This window comes from Sporosarcina saromensis (genome assembly GCF_054901285.1).
Window position 1 is genome coordinate 2,477,258 of record NZ_CM142738.1, and the last position, 24,861, is coordinate 2,502,118.

Here is a 24,861-nt window from a genome sequence, read left to right on the forward strand (position 1 = left end):
CTCATCAAGTAGCCGAACAGTTCCGCTTTTACTTTATAGAAGGCAAATGTCGGCGTTGTTTGTAGAGAAGGACAGATGCAAGCAATAGTAATACGCCTGACAGCAAATACGTAATCCGCACATCCCATAATTCGGCCAATAGACCGAACCCTACTGAGCCGATTGCAAACAAAAGGGAAACGAGCGCACTTTGCGCTGCGTACACTTTAGGCAGTTCATCAGCAGTTGCATGTTGCTGCAAATACGTATCCGAGCAATGCCCTTCAGTTGTTGGAACACACCACTTAAGCCGACAAGCACAAGGGCGACCCAACCGATCTGCGTAAAACCAAAAAGGATTGTGACGCCACAAATGCCAAATGACGAGATGAGCAAAATGCGTTTCAGCAACTTTTTTGTTGCAGATGCAAAGCGGGAAAAGAAAATTCCGCCTACGAGCATACCGACAAAAAATGCTGTATTCAAATACCCCCACCATGCTTCGGTTTCTCGTAAAATTTCTGTGACAAACACATAAAGGATGGACGCAATCCAGACGCACTGGCGACTGCCTCAAAAGCAATAGTGACGTGCAAACTTCTAAAAAGCGGCCGTTTTACAATGAGCATCCATCCTTCAACGAGCTCATTCCGTCGCCGAACAGTTGTCGTTTGCTTTGTGAAAACGGTCGGGTCAACGAGCTTCATAAGGAGCGCTGTGGCGATGATATAGACGGCAACCGTCCACAGTAAAACAAAGTGTCCGCCTGCAAACGCAACAAATAAACCGCCGAGCGCCCATCCACCTAAATTGACCGTTTCGTAAACAATCGAGAAAAAGCTGTTGGCTTTGACAAGTTCATGGGGTGCGACGAGACGCGGCACCATCGCTTGGCTTGCTGGTGCGGCCCATCCATCCAAAAAGGCAATGACGAATACGAAAACAAGTATCGACAGCACGCTGAATGACTGGAAAACGAGTACAACGAGGATGCCTAGTGCAATCGTTTTGAAAACTTGTGAATAGACGAGTAATTGCTTAAGCGGATACCGGTTTAATAACAGCGGTGACAACAATCCACTAATGAAACGGCCGATCATCGTAAGGAAAGGGACTAAAGCCAATATGAAAGGCGATTCAGTAATACGGTAAAGCACTGCGATGAGCCCGACAATATAAATGATGTCTCCGGAATTCGCCAATGCCTGGCTCATCCATAGAAGACGGAAAGACTGACTGTTCATTCTTACTACCCCTTTACAATCGTAGTTATCTGATTAATACAGGGCAGTTTTTACACACGTTTCACTCCTTATTTTTAAAAACAAAGTACTGGTCCAGGTGTGCTGATTAACATTTATAAGTAGAATTGGTCGAACTCGTTGGCTTGCGTTTCGGCGCACGCTTTCCGCGGGGCACGGGTGAGCCTCCTCGTCCGCTTCGCTTCCTCCGGGGTCTCACCATTCGTGCTATTCCCCCGCAGGAAAAGCCGTAACGTAGAACGGATTTTGCGAGCAAAAGCGTAGCGTTGGGAGCACATTTTTGCTCTTCGGCGCCTACACTCCAGCCAACTAGCGTGCGTTGACACTTTATAGTTCATGCACTTCAGAAATAAGAGTAGCTGACCCAGGATAGCATCCGCATGAGTGAAAATCCATTGGTTATTGGAAATATAAGATGAAATGTATAATCTTAAATACTATTAGTTAATCAATACGCATGTTACTTTTCATACACAAAAGATCATTTCCTACATGCTAAATAGTGTTACAGGATGGGGTTCGTAAGAAGGTTGACAGTCAATCCGTTTTAGTTGTTTCATTCCGTTTCAATTCAGCTATGTCGGCCTCTAATTGCTCTACTTTTTTCATCAGTCGTGAAGAGTCTATCGCATTGCGCACGATGAAAAAGAAAAGAAAGGAGCCGATGACGAAAGCGAAGATGATCGTCAAAATGAATGTAGTTAAATCGAGACCTACATATTCACCTCGTTTTATTGGATGGTTCTTCCATTATAGCAACTCGTTGCCGGAAAACCAATTAGATTAAGGCAAAAGTATACAAACTCAAGAAAGGACGTGATGCAATGATCCGAGATCGCGGGCGTATTAAATGGACAGCGATGATGTTGCCGGAACATGTGGAGCAACTGCGTGAATGGCAAAAGGAAGATGGCTATGAAGTCAGGAGACAGCCTGATGAGCAACAAATCGAAGAATGGAATTTGCGCATACAGGAAGCACTCGAAACGAAAGAGCAGCTTGTTGTCCACTATTGGCGGGAGCCTGATGTAGTGTGTGCATCGGGTTTCATTCAAAAAGTAGATGTGCTGGAAGGGGTCCTGCAACTTCAATCTCCAACTGGTGTAGCACATCGCATTCCATTTGTCGATATAAAAAGTATTTCAGATTCCGAATAATTTGTGTGTCGTACCTTTTCTATTGTTCACACTTTTGATAGACTATTCAAAGATAGAGAAAAGAGGGGGAATACTGTGAAAGTTCTAGTTCAGCTTGGCTGGTTTTTCAAACAACGGAAGAAACAATACGGGCTCGGAATCGCAGCGCTTGTATTTGTCTCTTTACTGCAGCTGCTTCCTCCAAAGATCATCGGTTTCATTGTCGATGATATTACTGAGGGGACATTGTCGGCGAGTGAGCTGACAAAATGGCTAATTGTTTTGTTGGTCGCAGGGGTTTTGATGTATGTGTCACGCTATTATTGGCGTGTCATGATTTTTGGTTCTGCAGTCTTGCTGTCCAGGACGATGCGGGAAAAGTTGTTCAATCATTTTACAAGAATGTCACCGTCTTTTTATCAAAAGAGACGTGTAGGGGACTTAATGGCTCATGCAACAAATGACATTAATGCGGTTCAACAAACTGCGGGCATGGGGATTCTGACATTAGTTGACTCAATTTCCACAGGAGGATTTGTCATTTTGACGATGGCATTGACCATCAATTGGAAATTGACATTGATCGCTCTCATTCCATTCCCTCTCATGATCTTCTTGACAAGTTATTATGGTCGATTGTTGAGACGCCGTTTCCGATTTGCGCAAGAGGCGTTTTCCAACTTGAACGATAAAACGCAAGAAAGTATTTCAGGCATTAAAGTCATTAAAACATTTGGGCAACAAAAAGAAGACATTGACGATTTTACAGACTTATCGACTGATGTCGTCGCAAAAAATATGCGAGTTGCCAAAGTGGATGCACTTTTCGATCCGACCATTACGGGTATTTTTGCGCTTTCCTACATTTTGTCTTTCTATTTTGGAACAAAGTTCATCATCGCAGACCAAATGACAATCGGAGATATGGTCGCTTTTGGTACATACCTTGGATTATTGACATGGCCGATGCTCGCCTTCGGATTCCTGTTTAATATTGTAGAACGCGGGAACGCATCATATAGTCGGATTACGGAGTTGCTATCCATTACACCTGATATCCAGGACATAACAGGTGCAATCGATGAACGTCCAGAAGGAAATCTTCATTTTAATATTGAGGAATTTACGTTTCCTGACGATAAAATTCCTGCACTCCGAAACGTGCATTTCACGTTAAATCGGGGAGAGACACTTGGTATCGTAGGGAAGACCGGTTCAGGAAAGACAGCTATCCTTAAATTGTTGCTAAGAGAATTTGAAGGCTATAAAGGAAAAATCATTTATGGCGGAAAACCGATTAACCAGTATAAGCAACAGCGTTTACGCGAGTCAATCGGTTATGTGCCGCAAGATCACTTTCTTTTCTCAACAACGATCGCAGAAAATATCGCCTTCACAAATCCTAAAATTGACCGCGAAAAAATTTATGACGCGGCAAGGCTCGCGCATATTCATGATGATATACTCGGTTTCACGGAAGGCTATGAAACAATCGTAGGGGAACGTGGCGTATCGTTATCCGGCGGTCAAAAACAACGGGTGTCAATTGCCAGAGCGCTCATCATGCAACCAGAATTGCTCATTTTAGATGATTCATTATCGGCAGTTGACGCGAAAACAGAAGAAGCGATTCTTGAATCGTTAAAACGTACACGTACAGGAGAGACGACAGTCATCACTTCCCACAGACTTAGTGCGATTCAACATGCCCACAAAATCATTGTCATGGATGAAGGGACGATCGTGGAAGAAGGAACCCATGAAGAGTTGATTGCACTTAATGGAAAGTATAAAGAAATGTACGATTTGCAGCAGCTTGAAGTACTTGTCGAGCAAGGAGGGGAAGAGTGATGCAAATGGAAAAACAACCGAAATTGACGGCAAAAGATCAATGGATCGTGTTTAAGCGATTAATGCGCTATGCCATTCCGCATAAGGTAAGCATTTCTATCGCATTGTTCTTCCTACTCTTAACCATTACAGGAAGTATTGTGGGGCCCTTAATTATCCAATCATTCATTGATAATCACTTAACACCGTTACAGTTTCCAAAGAATGAAGTAATGACACTCGCACTAACGTATATCGGACTCCAAGTATTCATAGTCGTTGTCACGTACTTTCAATTGTTACGCTTCCAAGACATTGCCTTGAAGGTCATTCAGCAAATGCGGATTGACGTGTTTACAAAAGTGCAGGGTCTCGGAATGCGTTATTTTGACAAAACACCTGCAGGAAGCATCGTGTCACGTGTAACAAATGATACCGAATCCATTAAGGAAATGTTCGTCAGTGTCGTCGTCACGTTTTTACAAGCGTTCTTTGTCATTATCGGCGTCTACATCGCACTGTTTTCGCTTGACGTGAAACTGACATTTGTCTCTATGCTGCTATTGCCTTTATTTATGGCGATCATCATTGTTTATCGACGATACAGTGCGGACTTTTATCAGGACATTCGTGAACGACTCAGTCAGTTGAATGCAAAGATTGCAGAATCGTTATCAGGTATGGGCATGATTCAAGCGTTCAGACAGGAGCAGCGTTTAGCGAAGGAATTTGATGATATCAATGAAGGGCATTATAAAGCAGGTATGCGAAATATTAAGTTTGACAGTATTTTGCTTGGACCGTTCATTGATTTACTTTATGCGGTAGCCATCGTTTTTGTCTTAGGTTATTTTGGATTTCTATCACTGGATAGTGCTGTAGAAGTAGGTGTTATCTATGCATTTACTACGTTGATTGGACGATTATTCCAACCTGTGCAACAAGTTATGCAAAGAATGTCCATCTTTCAACAAGCACTCGTATCCGCATCGCGTGTGTTCAAGCTAATGGATGATCCCGATATGGAGCCAGAACAACAAGACACGTCACACAAGGCAATTCAAAACGGAACGATTGAATTTAAAAACGTGACGTTCTCTTATGACGGTAAAAACGATGTGCTGAAAAATATTAGTTTTACAGCGAATGCCGGGGAAACTGTCGCGCTTGTCGGACATACGGGTAGTGGAAAAAGTTCAATCATCAATTTACTCATGCGCTTTTATGAATACAATCAAGGCGAAATCCTCATTGATGGTGTGTCATTGAAAGACTTACCGAAACCGGAACTGCGCAAGAAAATCGGCCTTGTCCTTCAAGATCCATTCCTCTTTTATGGGGATATAGAAAGCAATATCAGGTTGCACCATCAAGGAATGTCTTCCGCAGAAGTTCGCCATGCAGCAGAGTTCGTTCATGCGAATGAATTCATCGAGAAGCTGCCAGATAAGTATGCACAAAAAGTGACGGAGCGGGGTTCGACGTTCTCAAGTGGACAAAGACAACTCGTCGCGTTTGCAAGAACAATTGCAACCAATCCTAAAATCCTTGTGCTAGATGAAGCGACCGCAAATATTGATACAGAAACGGAAGTCGCCATTCAAGCTAGCTTGGAGAAGATGAGAAAAGGAAGAACGACAATTGCAATTGCTCATCGGTTAAGTACGATTCAAGATGCAGAACTAATCCTCGTGTTGCATCAGGGAGAGATTGTTGAACGTGGAACGCATCAGCAGTTACTTTCTCAAAAGGGATTGTACTATATGATGTACCAACTACAAAACGGTATTATGGACGACGTCAGTTGATGAAAAACCAGCCCTTTCACTCAAGAAATGAGTGGAACACGGCTGGTTTTCTTTGTGGACAGGAAACTCGCAAATAATTTGTTCATAAACTGTTCACAGTCAAATATCGCGTATTTTCCAGTTGAATTTGATACGATGAGGAAAGATTACGTAAAGGGGAGAGAATGATGGGTACAGATTTAAATATTTTCCTCGCTTTTGGAGCGGGCTTTCTCAGTTTTATATCGCCATGTGTCCTGCCATTATACCCGGCGTTCATATCTTACATTACCGGAATGTCCATTGAAGACTTGAAGTCGGATTCCAAACGCATGAGTCGTAATGGGATGCTTCACACTGTATTCTTTTTACTTGGATTTTCAGTCGTATTCGTCTTTTTGGGCTTCAGTACGTCTTTTGTAGGAAGTTTCTTTATCCAGTATAAAGATCTGTTAAGACAAATTGGTGCAATTTTCATCGTCTTATTCGGCTTAATGGTTATCGGGTTGTTTACGCCGAAGTTCTTAATGAAAGAACATAAACTTCAGTTTAAAAACAGACCGGCGGGTTATTTAGGAACAGCTTTAATCGGGCTTGCATTTTCAGCAGGTTGGCAACCGTGTATGGGACCGATCATTGGTGCAATCATCGGCCTAGCAGCTGCTAATCCAAGTTCCAGTATGTTGTATATGATGATGTATGTATTAGGTTTTGCCATTCCATTCTTCGTCTTGTCATTTTTTATTACACGACTGGGCTGGATCAGAAGAAACAATCTTATGATCATGAAAATTGGTGGTTATGTGATGATTGCGTTCGGTCTATTGCTGTTCTTTGACGGCATCACATTCATTACAAGTTTACTCAGCCCAATATTTGGGGATTTCCAAGGGTTTTAATAACGTTTAATGCCGTTAAGCATGTAGCTTAACGGCATGTCTTATAGAAGTGGAGGAAAAGCCGATGAACGAAATCGGAAGTTTTGGCCAATGGTTGGAAGTATCAGCAACTGAAAAACAGCTATTATTATTTGTGAAGACGGATCATTGTTCTGTATGTGAAGGGTTATACCCCCAAGTAGCAACACTGCAAGACAATTATTCGTTTCCTTTTTACAAAGTAAATGTGGCAGTTGTTCCTGAAATGGCCGGGCAATTGTCATTATTCACAGCACCTGTCGTTCTTTTATTCCACGAAGGAAAAGAAACAGCTCGGTTCGCGCGGTTTGTTCAAATGGAAGAGTTAAAGCATCGTATGAATGAGCTTGCGGAGTGGGAGCGGAACGATGTTTAAACTTGAACAGTTCGTCGACTATGTTTTCAATGAAATACCTTCCATTTACTTAATTGTCGGCTCTACACTTGTCTTTCTTTTTATGGGAACACTTGCGTTTTTCGTACGTGCAAAAGCGGCAGAAAGACCGATTAATGCTAAACGGATTATTTTACCGCCACTATTCATGTCAACCGGTGCATTCATGTTCTTATTTGAGGAATTCAGAGTACCGCTTGCACAAGTGATCGAGACTTCTCTTATCGGACTCATCTTTTCGTCAATATTAATCAGAACGACAAATTTTGAAGAACGAGACGGCAACCTCTATGTCAAGAAATCGAAAGTATTTCTCATTATTCTTTTAACCTTCTTCATCATCCGGCTCATTGCTAAATTTGTGTTAAGCAGTTCCATTGATGTCGGAGAGCTGGCAGGGATGTTTTGGATTTTAGCATTTGCCATGATTCTTCCATGGCGAATCGGGATGTTAGTGAAGTATACGAAAACATCCGCAATGAATTAAAGGAAATGTAACATGATTTCGTAATCAATATTTTGAATGAGCGGATAATGAGATAACTCATATTGAATACTTGTGGTCAAGTATCGTACGAGAAGTAAGAGCTAATGTTGTACTTCTTATTTGACTCAGTAAACCGTTTTATAGGGGTCAAGTAGGATGAAAACGCTTCTAAATGCCCGCCAACTCTGTTTATCGAGGCTCACGGGCAGATAGGACACTCCTAATTGACCATCATCTTCGTTTTTGAGCACTTCGGGGTAATTAGGACCCATCTAATTGCCCGCAGTCTCTGTTTATCAAAGTTCACGGGCATATAGAACGCTTCTGATTGCCCGCGGGCTCTGTTTATCGAGGCTCACGGGCAGATAGAACACTCCTAATTTACCGTCATATTCGTTTTTGAGCACTTCCGGGTATTTAGAAGACCTCTATGTACCAACAGTATCACTTTAAGCGCATGTTAGACTTAATAAAAATGAATTTCCCCATGATCCAATAAGTTAAGTTTTTTATCTACTTATATCGTTCGTATAAGTGAAAGCATAAAAAAGAGGCCTCCGTTATACAATAACGGGTGCGGTTGATCGGGAGAAAACGAGTAAACGCAACTGAATTAGTAACCTAATTAGCATATGATTTAAACAACAATTATCAGTAGAAAAAGCAAGTAAAAACGCACAGACGTAAAACATTGTGCGTTTTTATTTGCCATATTTTCTTGTTATAGTTTTTCTCACTCCTCAATCAGGACAGTTAGTTGATCGTATTAATATAATAAACCAGTAATGTACCAGAGAATACGCACCAAATTCCTAAATCCACAAGAGTAATAATAAATTCTTTTTCTTCTCGTTCGTATTTATATTCAAAAATGGCTCGGATTATTTTTCCAAAAATAGAAATAGCAATGAACAAAGTGAGCCATACCAAATTCAACTTGAACAAGAAAAGAACAAAGACAATGACGGCTAAAACAACCAAAGATATTTCTACCCATTTGTGTGTACCATTCACATATCTAATTCTTCGCGGGTCAATAATGTTATATTTCTGTCTTATGAATTTTGTTAACAAGTAATTGCTAACATATATGATAGCAATAAAAATATAGAACTTAAACATCTACACTCCCCCTCCACTAGTAGTAACACCCCTTACTTATCTTTGTTGCTCAACCTGTGCCGTTTGTTGATTCATCTATTATAACACGTAACCTCTAATCATTTTCGGAATATTCACTCGTTCCAAATAAGGTATTTTTACGGTAACCATTCTATCCAGCAATTTAACAAGTGTTTTAACAAGGCAATTAGCTATGACGCATAAATGTACGTGCTATTGCTAATTCGCTTCTAGTTATAGTGCGAATTCTCTCATGGAAACAGCCCATACATTGGTAGTACAACAAAAACAGGGACACTCATTCATATGTGAATCGTGTCCCAAAATGTTATGTCATATAATGTTTTTCCTTGTGTACCGAACCCGTTCGTTATACAAGAGGATTCTTTTTCGTTCAATTAAATAAATGCTCATAGGGCGTCAGGTCGACTTCCATCGAATCCAACTTCCTGCGTAAAAATTTATGATCGCGTTTTGGTGTGGCGACGATGTACCCGCGGATAATATGATCAAAGCCAATTGTGTTTGCTCGATCTTCCAAAGCAATTTGGCCGATTTTGGCAGCAATTTTTTGTTTAGCTACGTCACGGAATAATTCCGGAACGGGACTGACTAATTCGTTCAACATACTTTTCGCTTCATCATTCCAAAGATGAAGGGATTCATTGACGTAATGTTCTTCCCAATCAAGTGTCGATTTGCCATCTGCTTTCGGAAACACTTTCAGGAACTTACGGAACATGAAAAAGCCGCCGATTCCGAATAACCCTACAAGTACAATGCACCAAAACAAGATGAACCACATAAACCAATCTTGCAACTGTCTTCACCTCTTCCATTCTACTATCCATTATAAGAGCAATTAAAAGAAATTACACGAACAATGTATCCTTTTCTGCATTTCGTAGCTATATAGTGTGTGAAAGGAGGGGATGACAAATGGCGACACTCGAATTTAGACACGCAGTTGGTAAAGTGTACTTTGACGGAGGTCAGACGGAAGACGGTAAGATGATTCGTAAATCGAAGTCCTACCGCCACATCGTAGAAGATGTAACAGCAGATAGCCTGTACAACGCGCTATCGCAATTGGCTCAACTCTCTGCCTACCCATTCATTGGAGCAGAAAAAGTCGAAACAGCTGACATTATGAACTAATGGAAAAGGAGGAATGAACAATGGCAAAGACATTACAACTAAACTTCACAACAGCAGCGGGTAAGCAAGCATCCCTGACGGTGGACGAACCGAAAGAAGGTTTGACAGCGACTGAAGTTGAATTGGCCATGGCACAAATCATCAGTGCAGGTGCATTTGAAGTCGATGGATCTCCATTTGCGGCGGTCAAAAGTGCGCGCATTATTGAGCGAAATGTCACTGAATTAGTACAAGCGTAACCGATTAGCTCTCCAGTTCCGTACTGGGGAGCTTTTAGCATTTTAAAAGGAGGTTGTAAAGATGGAACAATGGCTAACTTTCATACAGCAAATCGGGTTTCCGATTTTTGTATCCTTTTACCTGTTGCACCGGCTTGAGACAAAACTCGAAGCAATCCACAATGCGCTCGTTTCTTTAAAAGTGAAGTAAACTTCACGGATCTGACAATGAATCGTCAAGAAGGAGAGGGTAGTGCGGTTGTTTGTAAATCGCCTATCCTCTATGATAAAGTAAACAGTGATGTGGAGGAATTTGTAGATGCGAAAAAAAATAGTGTTTTCAGCAATGATGTCCATTATACTTCTATTGAGTGCATGTTCATTCGGCGGGTTTAAAGCAGATCATAAATACAAAATCGAGCCGTTTGAATTTACGAATCAGCACAATGAAAAAGTTTCATTGGAGAGCTTGAAAGGAACCGTTTGGCTAGCGCAGTTTGTCTTCACAAATTGTGAAACCGTCTGTTTGCCGATGATGGCCAATATGACTGATCTTCAACAGCAACTCCAAGATGAAGGAGTAGAAGATTATAAGATCGTTTCTTTTAGTATCGATCCTCAAACGGACACTCCTGAAGCTTTACAAACGTACTTGGACTCATTCGATCCAGTTGACCAAAGTAAGTGGGAAATGTTGACAGGATATAGTCAAAAGGCAATTGAAAACTTTGCGATTGGTTCATTCAAAACGTTTGTGAATAAAGCGCCAGGGGAAGACCAAGTCGTCCACGGTACTGCATTCAGCTTAGTGAATAAAGATGGTGTTGCAGTAAAAACATATAACGGGGCAACAGAAGTTCCTTATGAACAAATCATTAAAGATATGAAGGCGTTAATTAAACAAGATTCCGAGTCATGAGTAGGGGATAGAAAAGGGTGGTGCAGTGAAGAAACGTAATCAAAAGAAGATTTCGAACAAGACAAAACTGTTCATGATCATTTTGTTAGTGCCGATAGCTGTGACCACCTTCACGCTATCTGCCATCATTTGGACAAGTGTGCAACATCCTGAACTCATCAAAAAATCGGCGAGTACATTGCTGGAGTTCCAAGACCGACATACAGGGACGACAATTCCTGAAGAGTACATTCCAATTTACAAGGATGCTGCTGAAGAATACAACATCCCATGGACACTGCTCGCTGCACATCATCGGATTGAAACGCGTTTTTCCACGATGGATCCTTTACTATCGCCAGCTGGGGCAGAAGGGCATATGCAGTTCATGCCCTGTACATTTGTCGGTTGGTCGTATCCGGGTTGCAGTGGATTAGGTAAAGGTGACATCCCGGAAAAAGATAAAACCGATCCAGCAATCATTAAGCAGCATGGTGGCTACGGCGTCGATGCGAACGGGGATGGAATTGCAGATCCATACGATATTGAAGATGCGATTTTCAGTGCAGCCAATTATTTATCCAAAAGTGGTGCAGCTGATGGAGATATCGAAAAAGCGATTTTTCATTACAATCATAGTGATAAATATGTAGAAGATGTTCTTTGGTTTTTTAATGAATTCGAAAGTCAACGGCTTGCAAACGAATAAAAGAGAGCAACTAAGAGAAAACTCTTAGTGCTCTCTTTTTTCATTCTCCTCATGTCGCTTTACGCATAGACTTCATAATGAGGCTTACAACGAACACGAGAATAATCGCACCTAACAATGCTGGTAAGATGTAAAAGTCCGATACTTTAGGACCCCATGAACCGAGCAACATGCCACCAATCCAAGCACCTACGATACCAGCAATGATATTACCGATAATGCCACCAGGGATATCTTTTCCTAAAATAAGTCCTGCAAGCCAACCGATAACGCCTCCAATAATTAAGAACCAAATAAAGCTCATTTTCCTTCATCTCCTTTTAGTAATTGATAATTGCTTACGTAGTATTTGAATATCCGATTATTTGATACCTCAAACATTTTCAGCAAAAAAAATTACTAAAAAGGATTTTTATCACCGGACGATTGTTGCCCCTAATGTTTGCTCAAAATGACGCAACGCCCAGTCATGTCCAGCTGGATCAAAGCTCGCAACACCTTTTTCATGAATGACGAGTTTGAATCCTTTGTTGTACGCATCAATAGCCGTATGCAAAATGCAAATGTCTGTACAAACACCCACAAGGTGCAATTCATTTATGCCACGTGCGCGTAGTTGAATTTCGAGAGGTGTACCTGCAAATGCACTATATCGTGTCTTGTCCATCCACAGTATTTCTTCTTTTCGTTCTTCATACAATGTATGAAGCTTTCCGTATAGATTCCGTCCAGTGGTCCCTTTAATGTTATGAGGAGGAAATAATTTTGACTCAGGATGAAAAGGGTCATTCTCTTCATGAATGTCATTTGGCATAATGACTAAATTACCGTCATGTAAAAAGTCCTTCGTTAGATTCGTAATGTAATCTTCCAGGTCAATCCCAGGTTGTCCGCAAGTTAATGCGCCATCTTCAGCAACAAAATCATACGTATAATCAATCACTAACAACGCTTTTTTCAACAGTTCCCACACTCCCTTTTATTCTTTCAATACCTATCATGCCATACAAAGACAACTATATCAGTAATTCATCAATCAGAAAAGTTCAAACGATTGCACGTGAAATGTGTTCAGAATATACTTAAACTATAGATAGATTCATAAGGGGATGAAGAAGTGCACGACGCTTTAAAATCATATGCATCATTGAAACGACCATTTGCAAGTCTTGACATGGAAGCGTTGGATTGGAATATTGGCATGGTCAACAGGCTTTCAAAAACGAAGCAAGTCCGGATCGCAACAAAATCTGTTCGCTCTGTGGAGTTGCTTCACTATATCGCCCAAAAACTGACCAATCATGTGGGGTGGATGACATTTGATTGTGAAGAGACGCAGTTTTTACTTGAAAAAGGATTCGATAATTTTTTAATAGGCTATCCCCAAATTGAAAAAGCTGCAATTGCTTCGTTAGTTCCTTATATAGCAAATGGCTCAAAAGTCGTTTTTATGGTTGATTGTGAAGAACAACTTGCGTACTTGAATAAAATCGGAGAAGCATTCGAAGTCCGTTTGGACATTTGCTTAGACATCAACCTGTCTACTGAATACAAGTGGATGTATTTTGGAACAAGACGGTCTTCTTTACACACGCTAGAAAATGTCATGCGTTTATGTACGAAACAGCAGGAATACGAATGGACAGACATCGTTGGCATTATGGGCTATGAAGCGCAAATTGCAGGTGTTACAGATCAGTCGTCTTCAAAGTGGCAGACCCCTGTCATCCGCATGTTGAAGCAACACTCCAAAAAGAAATTGGCTCAATTCCGGCAAGAAGTCGTTCGTGAAATGACGAAGTCTTGTCCTTCCATCCAATTTGTCAATGGAGGCGGCACAGGAAGTATCGAGTTTACTAGTCAAGCAGAAGAAGTGACTGAATTGACGATCGGTTCCGCATTTTTTTATCCTGCATTATTTTCGAGATATGACCACACACCCTATGAACCGGCGATGACGTACGCATTGCGTGTGACGCGGAAACCGAGCGAGCAAATTGTCGTTTGTCATGGCGGGGGCTATGTAGCGTCAGGCGCGACCGGTGTGGATAAAAATCCAGTTCCGTTATGGCCGCCAAACCTCACTTTATTGAAACATGAAGGAGCAGGGGAAGTCCAAACGCCTTTATATGATAAAGACCGCACGTTGAAAATTGGCGACACGGTATTTTTCCGTCATGCAAAAGCAGGGGAACTATGTGAACATTTCACTGAAATTCATGCGCGACGAGGTGATCGATACGTAAAAACATTTAAAACGTACAGAGGTGAGGGGAGATGCTTCATATGATGCGTGGCAAACGGGAGTATTGGCAAAATTGGGCTGAAAATCTTTCTGCACATCCTGAAAGCTTTCATTACCCACAAACAATTGAAGAAGTGCAACAAATCATTGACAGTTGCAGAATTCGCGGAAAAACGTTAAAGGTCGTAGGAGCCAGCAATTCATTTAGTGCGGTTGCCAAACCTGACGAAGAAGCACTCTCTTTGGAAGAAATGAGAGGACTCATTGCGGTCGATCGTTCCTTGATGGAAGCGACGTTTTGGGCGGGTACATATTTATATGAAGCGGCACCGCTGTTAGCATCGGCCAATATGGCTTTTGAAAATATGGGGGACATACAAGAACAGACGATTGGTGGAGCAATTAGTACAGGCACACACGGAACTGGTAAATACTTAGCATCCCTCTCCAATCAAGTCGTCGCTTGGACTTGGGTGGACGGAAACGGTCAAATTCGACACCACCGTCGAGGGGATGACGATTTATCGAAAGCGTTAAGCATCTCACTTGGGCTTTTAGGTGTCCTCGTCAAAGTGACAATACGAACGGTTCCGCTTTACAGCCTAGCCGTCACAACAGAAAAAAAGTCTTTTACACAGGCAAAGGCTGCATGGACAAACGCACTTGAAGCTCATCGGCATATTGAATGGTTTTACTTTCCGGGTGTTGAAACCGTACAAGTGAAATCAATGGACATGATTCCATTGGCTAAGCAAAACTTCCGATCTAAATCTCTTGAATTCATTAAAGATGGCGTCATTGAAACGGTCGGTTTTAAACTGATGTCTGAAATGGTCCGTGTGAAGCCACGCCTTTCAAGAAAGGTGACAAAATTTGCCGCCGCGACCATTCCGACGGGTAGTAAAGACGGCTATTACTACGAAATGTTTCCGTCAAACAGACTTGTAAAATTCACAGAATGCGAATACGCCATTCCACTTGTTGACTTTGAAGCGTGCCTGGAAGAGATGCATGACTTCCTGAAAGCACATCCATTTTACGTGCATTTTCCAATCGAATGTCGGGTGAGCGCGGGTGAAGACGCTTTTCTAAGCCCTACGCAAGGAGTAGCTGTCGCTTATCTAGCTTTCCATATGTACAAAGGGATGGACAACGGTCCGTATTTTAAATGGGTGGACACGCTTATGAAAAAATACAGTGGCCGTCCCCATTTTGGGAAATTAAACACGTTAACTTCGAACGATACAAAAAAGCTTTATCCGCATCTTAAACACTTTCATGCCGTAAGAAGACAGTGTGATCCACAAGGCATATTTCTTACAGACTATATGAAAGGCCTTTTGTAAACAAAAAAATCCAGAAAATCGGCAAATTATCAGCTGAATTGATGTTTTAGATAGAAGAAATAGGTTATAAGATGGATGACGGGAAAAAGACTGGTTACGGAATTGTTAACGTCTTTAATGAGAAAAATGCCTACTCATTGACCGCTGTCGCTAGCTAGCTTACATTGTCGACAACTATTTTCTAAGTCATTACTTTTTCTTATGAAAGACTATAATTTTTAAGTATTTTACTTATGAACGTAGCTGTATTATGATGTAATAGAGAAAAGATGCTTATTTACAGCCTTTTCAGTAGATAAAGGGAGGAATACACACATGGCTAAAAGTAATTTGCATAACAGCCGCAAATCGTTTGAGCTCAATGGTAAGACGTATAACTATTACCATATTAAAGCGCTTGAAGATGCAGGCATTGCGAATGTTTCCAAACTGCCTTACTCAGTAAAAGTGTTACTTGAATCCGTCTTACGCCAATATGACGGCTATGTCATCAAAGATGATCATGTTGAAAACCTGGCAAAATGGGGCAAAGATGCGGATAAGGATGCAGAAGTGCCATTCAAACCATCACGCGTCATCCTACAAGACTTCACAGGTGTACCTGTAGTCGTTGACCTTGCAGCGCTTCGTTCTGCAATGGCAAAAATGGGTGGAAACCCTGACAAAATCAACCCGGAAATCCCGGTTGACCTCGTCATCGACCACTCCGTACAAGTTGACCGTTACGGTTCCGATGATGCATTGCGTCTGAACATGGAACTTGAGTTTGAACGGAATGCTGAACGTTACCAATTCTTAAGCTGGGCACAAAAAGCGTATGACAACTACCGTGCAGTACCACCTGCAACAGGTATCGTTCACCAAGTAAACTTGGAATACCTTGCAAGTGTCGTTCATGCGATTGAAAATGAAGATGGTACATTTGAAACATACCCAGATACACTCGTTGGAACTGACTCCCACACGACAATGATCAATGGGATCGGTGTACTTGGATGGGGTGTTGGTGGTATTGAAGCAGAAGCAGGAATGCTTGGTCAACCTTCATACTTCCCAATTCCAGAAGTTATCGGTGTAAAACTAGTAGGGGAACTTCCAAACGGAACAACTGCTACTGACCTTGCGTTGAAAGTAACGCAAACATTACGTGCGCATGGTGTTGTTGGTAAATTTGTTGAGTTCTTCGGACCAGGTGTATCTAAATTGCCACTTGCAGACCGTGCAACGATTGCCAATATGGCACCTGAATACGGCGCAACTTGCGGTTTCTTCCCGGTAGACGAAGAGTCACTTGACTACATGCGTTTAACAGGACGTGACGAGGAGCACATTCAAGTCGTCAAGAAATATCTTGAAGAAAACGATATGTTCTTCACAGTCGACAATGAAGATCCGACGTATACGGAAGTTCTCGAAATCGACCTTACGAAAATTGAAGCAAATCTTGCAGGTCCAAAACGTCCACAAGATATGATTCCACTTTCTGATTTACAACGTTCTTTCAAAGACTCCGTTGTAGCACCTGAAGGCAACCAAGGATTCGGCCTAACGCCAAAAGAATTTGACAAGAAAGCAACTGTCAAGTTTGAAGATGGACGTACGGTTGGTATGAAGACAGGTGACCTTGCAATTGCTGCCATTACGTCTTGTACAAATACATCCAACCCATACGTTATGTTAGGTGCTGGACTTGTTGCGAGAAAAGCTGTTGAAAAAGGACTTACACCTCCTGCATACGTGAAAACTTCACTCGCACCAGGTTCAAAAGTCGTTACAGGTTATTTAAAAGACTCCGGTCTGAATGAATACTTGGATCAAATCGGCTTCAATACAGTCGGTTATGGCTGTACGACATGTATCGGTAACTCCGGTCCATTGCTCCCTGAAATCGAGAAAACGATTATCGATAACGACCTTCTCGTGTCTTCGGTCCTATCTGGTAACCGTAACTTTGAAGGCCGTATCCACCCACTTGTGAAAGCAAACTACTTGGCATCACCGCCACTCGTTGTTGCCTATGCACTTGCAGGTACAGTCGATATCGATTTTGAGAAGGATCCAATCGGCAAAGCAAAAGACGGTACAGATGTGTACTTCAAAGACATTTGGCCATCCACTGAAGAAGTACAGGAAGTCGTTAAAGCGACTGTTACACCTGAACTCTTCCGTAAAGAATATGCACGTGTTTTCACTGAAAACGAAGCATGGAACGCAATCGAAACAACTGATGATTCCTTGTACGATTTCGATGAAAACTCAACATATATACAAAACCCACCGTTCTTTGAAGGACTCTCGAAAGAGCCTGCGGATATCCAAGCGCTATCAGGACTTCGCGTCATCGGTAAATTCGGTGATTCCATTACAACGGACCATATCTCTCCTGCAGGTGCGATCGGTAAAGATACACCAGCTGGAAAATACTTGCGTGAGCGCGGCGTAGAGCCTCGTTACTTTAACTCATACGGTTCCCGTCGTGGTAACCATGAAGTCATGATGCGCGGTACATTCGCAAACATCCGTATCCGTAACCAAATTGCAAAAGGTACAGAAGGTGGATTCACAACGTACTGGCCAACAAAAGAAATCATGCCAATCTATGATGCTGCGATGAAGTATCAAGAAGACGGCACAGGCCTTGCAATCATTACTGGTAAAGATTACGGAATGGGCTCTTCACGTGACTGGGCTGCAAAAGGTACTTCCTTACTCGGCATCAAAACAGTCATCGCTGAAAGCTACGAGCGTATCCACCGTTCAAATCTAGTCATGATGGGTGTTCTTCCACTTCAGTTCATGAATGGCGATAGCGCTGAATCACTTGGCCTAACAGGTGAAGAAGAAATCAGCGTAAACATTGCGGAAGGCGTAAAACCACGTGACATCCTAAAAGTGACGGCAACTGCAAAAGACGGTTCTGTTAAAGAATTCGACGTCCTTGCACGTTTCGATTCTGATGTAGAAGTAGACTACTACCGTCACGGCGGAATCCTACAAATGGTTCTTCGTGATAAAATGAAGAATAATTAATTTATTAAGAAAAGGCATCCGAAACAATCGGGTGCTTTTTTTTTATATTTGCATTATTAGAGTGCTGGTCTATTGATCATTCAAAGATTAACTTGCAACGGAAATCAGACCCGTACACAGGTTAAAAGAACAGCATTTCTCCTCTCTCTTTTGTATAATGATTATTGAGGTGAAGAAAGTGTTCGTTAGTGAAAAAGAGATTGAAATTAGATATGCAGAAACCGACCAAATGGGAGTCGTCTATCATGCCAACTATTTAGTGTGGATGGAGATTGGACGGACGAATTTGATAAAAGATTTAGGATTCACGTATGCCGGGCTTGAAGCTGAAGGGTATCTTTCTCCTGTTATCGATTTGTCGATCCAGTACAAGGCGGCTATGAAGTATGGACAGACAGCTACCGTACGTACATGGGTGGAATCACATGGGAAGTTACGTACTGTCTATGGCTACGAAATTTTACATGAGGATAAAACAGTTGCTGCTACGGCAACTTCTGAGCATGTTCTCGTTAAAAAAGAGAGTTTTAGACCGGTTTCGCTACGAAAGATTGATCCTGCATGGGATGCAAAATACGTAGAAATTTGCCGGGTGGCCGACTAATGGCATTCGGCATCGATCGAGATGAATTGAAACAATGGAAATTGGCGGTTCGTTCTGGCGAGATGGCTTTTCTAACGCATTACTGGCTAGATGATCGTTTTCCAGGTTGCAAAACCGTTACAAAAGCAGGTTGTGCGAATGTGGAAAGACTAAAGAAATGGGGAAAGACGTACGGATTGAAGCCTGAATGGATTGATCATAAACCCGGATTTCCTCATTATGATTTGTTTGGCAAAGTAGAACTTCAAGTATTGCTGGACGAAGGGCTTGTGGAACAAATTAACCGTTTCAACTTGCTTGAAACACGAAAGACAAACTGACAAATGGATTCAATGAATGACTGAGTTGCGTTAACTTATAAATGAATTGCTATAAATGACAATAACAAGCATGAAGATGAAAGTACAAGGGAGCGACCTTTGTGCTTTTTTCTGTTGTTCGCAATTCTAACCGAGTGATTCGCCTAATTGCTCAAAAGGTGGGCCGCATACGATTACATAAAGGCGAATGTCCAACTGAAAGGTGCTGTTGTCCTGGATGGAATCGATTTTATTTATCGAATCGGCGCGATCGGGTTCAAGCTGTGAAGCATTAGCGGCAGCTACTCGATTAGGATTCAAACCCGTCCTACTCACTCGTAAAAAGCAATTTTTACGCCAGTTTGATGAAAGTACTCAAATTTACTGTGTAGATCATATAAATGAGCGCGTGATTCGGAATACGATTCAAGCACTTCGGCAACAAGGCTATACGATCCGTGCAATAATGAGCTTTGTCGATCCGTATGTCTCAATGGCGGCTACACTTTCTAATGAATTTTGCCAATCCGCTATTTCCGTAGAGGCACTGAAGGTCCTAGAAAACAAATGTGAGACACGTAACGTTTTACGAACAAATGCTACTTCTATTACCTATGAAGCGTTCATTCCTTCCGCAATCCAACCTTCATTTTATACAGCCGAGAGAAGTTTTCCCCAAATACTAAAAAAAGCTATATCTAACGGTTCAAAAGATCTCTTTATAATAGAAACAGCAGAACAAATGGAAGCGGTAATCGATAATATATTGACGATGAATAGCCACGAACAATGGCTTCTTGAAGAGTATGTCGAAGGGCCCCAATACATTATCGAGTTGGCTGTATGCAAAGGAATTCCAACCATTATTGCAATCATTCAACAGCAAATAACACATGACGTGACGTTTGTCGTAACCGGCTATGAAGTTTGTATGTCGATCAAGCGGAAAATGTATGATGAGTTATTGACAGCAGTCGAAGACATACTTCGAGCTATTGGTTTACATCACGGTACTTGCCACTTAGAAATGCGCTATACGGATCTGGGATGGAAACTCATTGAAATAAATCCGAGAATAGCGGGTGGGGCAATGAACCGCATGGTGGAAGAAGGGTTTGGTATTTCGATTGTGGAGGAAACGATTAAGTTGTTTATTGATGAAGAACCGGATTTTCACAAAAAGAAAATGCAACCCGTTTATACATCGTATATAACGCTTGCAAAGACTGGATATTTATTACAAATGGAAGGTGCAGAACAAGCGAAAGCGACACCAGGAATGATTGAGGTACACGTATCTGCAGCAATTGGCTCCCTCATGATGCCTGCTTTGTCGATGGGCTGTCGCTACGGATATGTTATGGCGAAAGGGAATTCCCAAGAAGAAGCGAAAAATCGTGCTGAACATGCGGCAAACTTACTGACGTTTTACTTGGAACCGATCGACTGAACATCCATACATAGAAGCGGAGGGATATACGTTGGATACTTGCTGTATTTGCAAAGAGATGGAAAAATTGCTGAATGAACAAAAGCTGTTGGAGGGCTTCGGGAAAGATTGCCGGTACTTGCAGCTGTCAAGAAAGATGGATACAATTCCATTCATGTTAGTCAATACTGACAAATTTAGCCACTTCCAAGCGATGTACAATAAAGGACTGACACCTTTTTTCAGAATAGAAAGCCTGATACCTTCAACTTGTTGCGCAAAACTTCGATTGCTGAAACCTTCTAACCTTGCAGGTCGGTATACGAATTGTGTAAGTGATTTGTATACGTTGCAAAAGACTGATGTGTGTATCCACGTCAACCTCTGTTGCTTCGTTGCTATTGAATCATTAGCGCCTCAACTTGTTGACAGAACGCCTCCTTTCATTGAAGTGAAAGTATAGGAAAGTTTCATGCTCTATGCGCGTGTCCTTGTCATAAACGCAAACACTTGCATGTACTAGAAGGAGCTGTCAACGAGAAAGGGAGTTTGCGAATGACGATAATTGGGATGTTGCACCATCGGAAAGATCCGACAACCGTCGTGAAAGCTTATGCATTTGCGGCAATCGCGGCGGCAGAAGGTGCACAATTTTATTATTTTTCACCGGGAGAAGTCAATTTTGTGAATCGTACCATTAAAGGACAAGTATATGAAAATGGGAAGTGGACGACGAAAATCATGCCGTTCCCGGATGTCATTTATAATGCCGGCAGTCCAGAGAAATTGGCAAAATCGAAGAACGTTATGAAGAAATTGAAAAATGACATTCCATTCACAACGCATTCGATTGGAAATAAGTGGAGCGTTAGTAGGCGACTAAAAGAAGCAAAAGACTTTGCAAGCTATTTAATCCCAACAGAAGTTGTGAAACATGCCGATCATTTCCTTCATTATATGAGTGCGTTTGAGAAAGTTGTTTTCAAACCGATCGATGGTCGAAAAGGGCAAGGGATTTATTTTATCGTGAAAGATGAAGAACAGTTTGTCGTAAGAGGACACGGTTTCTATCGTACATTTTCTACCGCACAAATCGAAGAATTCATCGCCAATCAACTGGAAAAGGAAACATTTATCGTTCAACCTTACATTCAATCTGTTACAAAAAGTGGCCAAGTGTTTGATTTCCGTCTACACGTACAAAAAGATGGAAATGGGGAATGGGTCATAACGACAATTTACCCTCGTGTTGCGCCGAAAGGTTCCATTATCGCGAACATTAATAGTGGCGGCTACACAAATTATTTGGATCCCTTTTTGGAACAGGAATTCAAGCAAGACGCCTATAATATTCGAAAAAAACTAGAATACTTTTCCTTAGCCTTGGCAAAACATCTTGATGAGTTGCAAATGGAGAAGTTTGGTGAAGTCATCGATGAAATCGGTGTTGATATTGGGATGGACGATAACCAAAAAATCTGGATTTACGAAGTGAATTGGCGTCCCGGTTGTCCTCCAACGTTTTACTTGGAAATGGATGTCGTGAAAAACACCATTCAATATGCAATGTATCTTGCAAACAACCAAGAAGTCATCAAGAAAAAAATTCGAGCAGTTAAACGAAGTCGTGCAAAACAACAGGACCAAATTCCGATCATCGGGATTACAGGAAGTGCTGGGAAAACGACAACGAAAGCGTTTCTCGCCTCAATCTTGTCGAAGAAGTGGAACGTTTTCGAATCAAAAGATTACTGGAATACAACGGAACATACAAAAAAGCATGCCGCAGAAATTAATGCTTCCCACCAGGCAGTCGTCCTTGAATATGGGATGGCTTATCCAGGAGTCATTACAGAACATTGCAACATCATTAAACCAAATATGAGTATTGTTACGAACATTGGCTTGGCGCATGTCGGTAACTTCAATGGGGACCCTCGCGGCGTTGCGAAAGCAAAGTCTGAACTAATTCACGGGATGGACCAAACTGGAATTCTTTGTGTTAATCGGGATAACGACAATTCAAAATACCTCGAAACGGACAATTTTAAAGGGAAGATTGTTACAGTAGGAATTCATCGCCATGCCCATTATCGTGCATATGACGTTCAATATGCAGAAAACGGCATGAACTTCAAAATGAAGCTTCACAACGAAGAAATTGAGTTGTTCATACCGATCTTTGGTGAACATCACATCTATAATGCTCTGTCGGCCATTGCGATTGCTGATCAGTTAGGCTTCACACCAATGGAAATCAAAACAGGACTCATTTTCAAGAAGCCGCCGAGACGGTTAACAATTTACGACTGCAAAGACCAAATTAAACTAATCGACGATACAGTCCATTCCCATCCTGAAGGGGTCCGTGCTGCGATAGACGTTCTGACAAACATCGCAAAAAAACGTAAAATCGCCATAATCGGTCAAATGCGCGAACTCGGCAACTTGCGTGAAGCGGAATACCAAAAAGTTGGGGAGTATGTTCAACAGCAAGGAATTGACATCTTGATCACGTACGGTTTCAGAACAGAAGAAATCGGAACGCATGCGATTGCTAAAGGAATGAAAGCAAGTAATGTTCATCATTTTACAGACCGCGAAAAACTCCATGCGTTACTGAAAGATTTGCTCCAAAAAGAGGATACGATTCTTATTAAAGGGGCAAGTAAAACAAACATGTTTGAAACGGTACAATTCATCGACCGGACATTTCGATAACAAGAGAGGACTCCCAATCCACTGGAGTCCTCTCTTTTAATGATCTTGTAAATGAAATTGTATTTCTTTCGCGGCTTTCTTCGCAATCACTTTAGCACTTGTCATTGTTCGTCCTTTCGCAATGACATACGCGTACCGATGTCCCATTGATAGGGGAGGTACGAGTAGCGAGCCTTTTTTAGGTTTCACATATACTTCAACGACACCGTCCATCTTTCTCGCGCGGTTTTTTCCGGTCACTTTTTCTAAGATGCCTTTCTCATGAACGATGACGTATTGCGTGAAAATGAAGTGCTTATGTTGGTGCTCAAGTTGAGGACGTTCGCCTAAGTATAGTTTTAGTGTTTCTTCAGCGAGATTAAAACCAAATGCGGCTTGCAGCATGTTGTTCATAGCACCTCCGGAAATGCGGGGATTAATTTCAATTAACCGCCATTCATTGTTCACGAAACGCATCTCTACGTGAAGTGCTGCGTTTTCAATCGCAAATTTTTCAACAATTGATTGTAATACTTTCTCAATGCCTTCTGTTAAGTGTCTAGGAATGGTTGCTAGAACCCCATATCCTGTAATAATGAATCGTTTACCGAATGTGATTTCCTGCTCGATGACACCGGCGATGTGTATTTGTTTCCGATGAACGATCGCTTCTACTAAATATTGTTGCCCTTCAATGAATTCTTCGATCATGACCGCTTCGTCTTCGTTCTTTTCTTGTAATTTACGTACATGGGAACGTAATTGGTCCAAGTTTTCAGCTCGAAGCACATCTTTTGAACCGGTCGATGACGATGATTTTACGATGAGCGGGAAGCCCTTAAAGATTTTAATCGTCTGGACGTCTACTTGCTCATTCGGCTTTATCGTTACGAATTTAGGTGAAAAAGGTAGCCCGTCTAACAATGAACGGGTGCTTGCTTTGTTCTCCATTACTTCGGCAATAGAGGAAGATAAGCCGTTCGGACAGAACACTTCGCATAGTTTTAATGCGATAGACACATGTGAATCGATGAAACTAACGATTGTCTTGATGTCATTTCCTTTTTTCTGAAGCGAGACAATCTCCTTTTTCATCGCTGGTAGATCCGTTGTATCGATGAAAATCATTTCATGTACGTCAACATACTCATGCCGTTGTTCAAGTTGTCTCTCTTTATGTGTAAATAAGACCGTAAAATAGCCGAGTTTTACAGCCGCTCTGATCGCTTCTCTACTCGACCCGGATTTATTTGAGCCGATAAAAATGATCGTTTTCAAAATGTCAACCCCTTCATATATAAGACAGTCTAT

At 41.7% G+C, this 24,861-nt stretch carries 27 protein-coding genes; 20 read left to right on the forward strand and 7 right to left on the reverse strand.

The genetic code is table 11. From position 1 onward, the window contains the following. Positions 1-28: 28 nt before the first annotated feature. Together ACVHUV_RS12470 and ACVHUV_RS12475 are read right to left on the reverse strand one after the other, a co-directional pair. Positions 29-478 carry a hypothetical protein gene (locus tag ACVHUV_RS12470; protein ID WP_462084778.1) on the reverse strand — a complete coding sequence of 150 codons (450 nt, stop codon included), beginning with the start codon at positions 476-478 and terminating at the stop codon, positions 29-31. Further along, on the reverse strand, positions 462-1,223 hold the full coding sequence (locus tag ACVHUV_RS12475) for an MFS transporter (RefSeq protein WP_462084779.1): 762 nt from the start codon (positions 1,221-1,223) through the stop codon (positions 462-464). The genes ACVHUV_RS12470 and ACVHUV_RS12475 overlap by 17 nt, the downstream gene beginning before the upstream one ends. 649 nt (positions 1,224-1,872) lie before the next feature. On the opposite strand from ACVHUV_RS12475, the gene ACVHUV_RS12480 reads away from it, so the two are divergent. The 7 genes from ACVHUV_RS12480 (at position 1,873) to ACVHUV_RS12510 (ending at position 7,792) form a co-directional block, all read left to right on the forward strand. After that, entirely contained in the window at positions 1,873-2,028 is a 156-nt protein-coding gene (locus tag ACVHUV_RS12480; RefSeq protein ID WP_462084780.1) for a hypothetical protein, read from the forward strand. Between the two features lie 37 nt (positions 2,029-2,065). Then, on the forward strand, positions 2,066-2,398 hold the full coding sequence (locus ACVHUV_RS12485) for a YolD-like family protein (protein WP_462084781.1): 333 nt from the start codon (positions 2,066-2,068) through the stop codon (positions 2,396-2,398). Between the two features lie 75 nt (positions 2,399-2,473). Beyond that, positions 2,474-4,228 carry an ABC transporter ATP-binding protein gene (locus tag ACVHUV_RS12490; protein WP_462084782.1) on the forward strand — a complete coding sequence of 585 codons (1,755 nt, stop codon included), beginning with the start codon at positions 2,474-2,476 and terminating at the stop codon, positions 4,226-4,228. Positions 4,229-4,233: 5 nt separating this feature from the next. Beyond that, positions 4,234-6,015, forward strand: coding sequence for an ABC transporter ATP-binding protein (locus tag ACVHUV_RS12495; protein ID WP_462086908.1), 1,782 nt, complete (start codon positions 4,234-4,236; stop codon positions 6,013-6,015). Between the two features lie 167 nt (positions 6,016-6,182). Further along, on the forward strand, positions 6,183-6,893 hold the full coding sequence (locus tag ACVHUV_RS12500) for a cytochrome c biogenesis CcdA family protein (RefSeq protein ID WP_317946157.1): 711 nt from the start codon (positions 6,183-6,185) through the stop codon (positions 6,891-6,893). A gap of 64 nt (positions 6,894-6,957) precedes the next feature. Further along, entirely contained in the window at positions 6,958-7,287 is a 330-nt protein-coding gene (locus tag ACVHUV_RS12505) for a thioredoxin family protein (RefSeq protein WP_462084783.1), read from the forward strand. After that, positions 7,280-7,792 carry a CcdC family protein gene (locus ACVHUV_RS12510; protein WP_462084784.1) on the forward strand — a complete coding sequence of 171 codons (513 nt, stop codon included), beginning with the start codon at positions 7,280-7,282 and terminating at the stop codon, positions 7,790-7,792. Before ACVHUV_RS12505 ends, ACVHUV_RS12510 begins: the two co-directional genes overlap by 8 nt. Positions 7,793-8,545: 753 nt before the next feature. On the opposite strand, the gene ACVHUV_RS12515 is transcribed toward ACVHUV_RS12510, so the two are convergent. Beyond that, on the reverse strand, positions 8,546-8,914 hold the full coding sequence (locus ACVHUV_RS12515) for a DUF4181 domain-containing protein (RefSeq protein WP_462084785.1): 369 nt from the start codon (positions 8,912-8,914) through the stop codon (positions 8,546-8,548). A 394-nt stretch (positions 8,915-9,308) separates the two neighbouring features. Next, a complete protein-coding gene (locus tag ACVHUV_RS12520) occupies positions 9,309-9,719 on the reverse strand; it encodes a DUF2621 domain-containing protein (protein ID WP_317946162.1) in 411 nt (136 codons plus the stop codon). Positions 9,720-9,853: 134 nt separating this feature from the next. On the opposite strand from ACVHUV_RS12520, the gene ACVHUV_RS12525 reads away from it, so the two are divergent. From ACVHUV_RS12525 to ACVHUV_RS12545, 5 genes are all read left to right on the forward strand, one after another. Next, positions 9,854-10,072: a DUF1659 domain-containing protein gene (locus ACVHUV_RS12525; RefSeq protein WP_317946150.1), complete on the forward strand. Its 219-nt coding sequence runs from the start codon at positions 9,854-9,856 to the stop codon at positions 10,070-10,072. Positions 10,073-10,092: 20 nt separating this feature from the next. Beyond that, positions 10,093-10,311, forward strand: coding sequence for a DUF2922 domain-containing protein (locus ACVHUV_RS12530; protein WP_462084786.1), 219 nt, complete (start codon positions 10,093-10,095; stop codon positions 10,309-10,311). A 61-nt stretch (positions 10,312-10,372) separates the two neighbouring features. Continuing rightward, the gene (locus tag ACVHUV_RS12535; protein WP_283732055.1) at positions 10,373-10,501 is read left to right on the forward strand and encodes a YvrJ family protein; all 129 of its coding nucleotides are present in this window, start codon (positions 10,373-10,375) and stop codon (positions 10,499-10,501) included. Between the two features lie 108 nt (positions 10,502-10,609). Then, positions 10,610-11,209 (forward strand): SCO family protein, encoded by a 600-nt coding sequence (locus tag ACVHUV_RS12540; protein ID WP_462084787.1) that lies wholly within the window; start codon positions 10,610-10,612, stop codon positions 11,207-11,209. A gap of 25 nt (positions 11,210-11,234) precedes the next feature. Then, a complete protein-coding gene (locus ACVHUV_RS12545; RefSeq protein WP_462084788.1) occupies positions 11,235-11,897 on the forward strand; it encodes a lytic transglycosylase domain-containing protein in 663 nt (220 codons plus the stop codon). A 49-nt stretch (positions 11,898-11,946) separates the two neighbouring features. Here ACVHUV_RS12545 and ACVHUV_RS12550 read toward each other — a convergent pair whose 3' ends face one another. Beyond that, on the reverse strand, positions 11,947-12,201 hold the full coding sequence (locus ACVHUV_RS12550; RefSeq protein WP_317946142.1) for a GlsB/YeaQ/YmgE family stress response membrane protein: 255 nt from the start codon (positions 12,199-12,201) through the stop codon (positions 11,947-11,949). A gap of 111 nt (positions 12,202-12,312) precedes the next feature. Further along, entirely contained in the window at positions 12,313-12,858 is a 546-nt protein-coding gene (locus tag ACVHUV_RS12555) for a cysteine hydrolase family protein (RefSeq protein ID WP_371391376.1), read from the reverse strand. 156 nt (positions 12,859-13,014) lie between these two features. Between ACVHUV_RS12555 and ACVHUV_RS12560 the strand changes: the two genes are divergently transcribed. From ACVHUV_RS12560 to ACVHUV_RS12595, 8 genes are all read left to right on the forward strand, one after another. Further along, positions 13,015-14,187, forward strand: a complete 1,173-nt coding sequence (locus tag ACVHUV_RS12560) for a type III PLP-dependent enzyme domain-containing protein (protein WP_462084789.1) — start codon at positions 13,015-13,017, stop codon at positions 14,185-14,187. After that, complete coding sequence (locus ACVHUV_RS12565; protein WP_462084790.1) at positions 14,184-15,488, forward strand: D-arabinono-1,4-lactone oxidase; 1,305 nt, start codon at positions 14,184-14,186, stop codon at positions 15,486-15,488. Before ACVHUV_RS12560 ends, ACVHUV_RS12565 begins: the two co-directional genes overlap by 4 nt. 315 nt (positions 15,489-15,803) lie before the next feature. Beyond that, on the forward strand, positions 15,804-18,518 hold the full coding sequence (acnA, locus tag ACVHUV_RS12570) for an aconitate hydratase AcnA (RefSeq protein ID WP_462084791.1): 2,715 nt from the start codon (positions 15,804-15,806) through the stop codon (positions 18,516-18,518). A gap of 178 nt (positions 18,519-18,696) precedes the next feature. Next, a complete protein-coding gene (locus tag ACVHUV_RS12575; protein WP_462084792.1) occupies positions 18,697-19,122 on the forward strand; it encodes an acyl-CoA thioesterase in 426 nt (141 codons plus the stop codon). Beyond that, positions 19,122-19,442, forward strand: coding sequence for a hypothetical protein (locus ACVHUV_RS12580; RefSeq protein WP_462084793.1), 321 nt, complete (start codon positions 19,122-19,124; stop codon positions 19,440-19,442). The genes ACVHUV_RS12575 and ACVHUV_RS12580 overlap by 1 nt, the downstream gene beginning before the upstream one ends. Before the next feature lie 217 nt (positions 19,443-19,659). Continuing rightward, complete coding sequence (locus ACVHUV_RS12585; RefSeq protein ID WP_462084794.1) at positions 19,660-20,871, forward strand: ATP-grasp domain-containing protein; 1,212 nt, start codon at positions 19,660-19,662, stop codon at positions 20,869-20,871. Positions 20,872-20,902: 31 nt separating this feature from the next. Further along, a complete protein-coding gene (locus ACVHUV_RS12590) occupies positions 20,903-21,313 on the forward strand; it encodes a CotY/CotZ family spore coat protein (protein WP_462084795.1) in 411 nt (136 codons plus the stop codon). A 92-nt stretch (positions 21,314-21,405) separates the two neighbouring features. Further along, a complete protein-coding gene (locus tag ACVHUV_RS12595) occupies positions 21,406-23,571 on the forward strand; it encodes a YheC/YheD family protein (protein WP_462084796.1) in 2,166 nt (721 codons plus the stop codon). Positions 23,572-23,607: 36 nt separating this feature from the next. On the opposite strand, the gene ACVHUV_RS12600 is transcribed toward ACVHUV_RS12595, so the two are convergent. Then, positions 23,608-24,828, reverse strand: coding sequence for an ATP-grasp domain-containing protein (locus tag ACVHUV_RS12600; protein WP_462084797.1), 1,221 nt, complete (start codon positions 24,826-24,828; stop codon positions 23,608-23,610). Positions 24,829-24,861 lie beyond the last annotated feature (33 nt).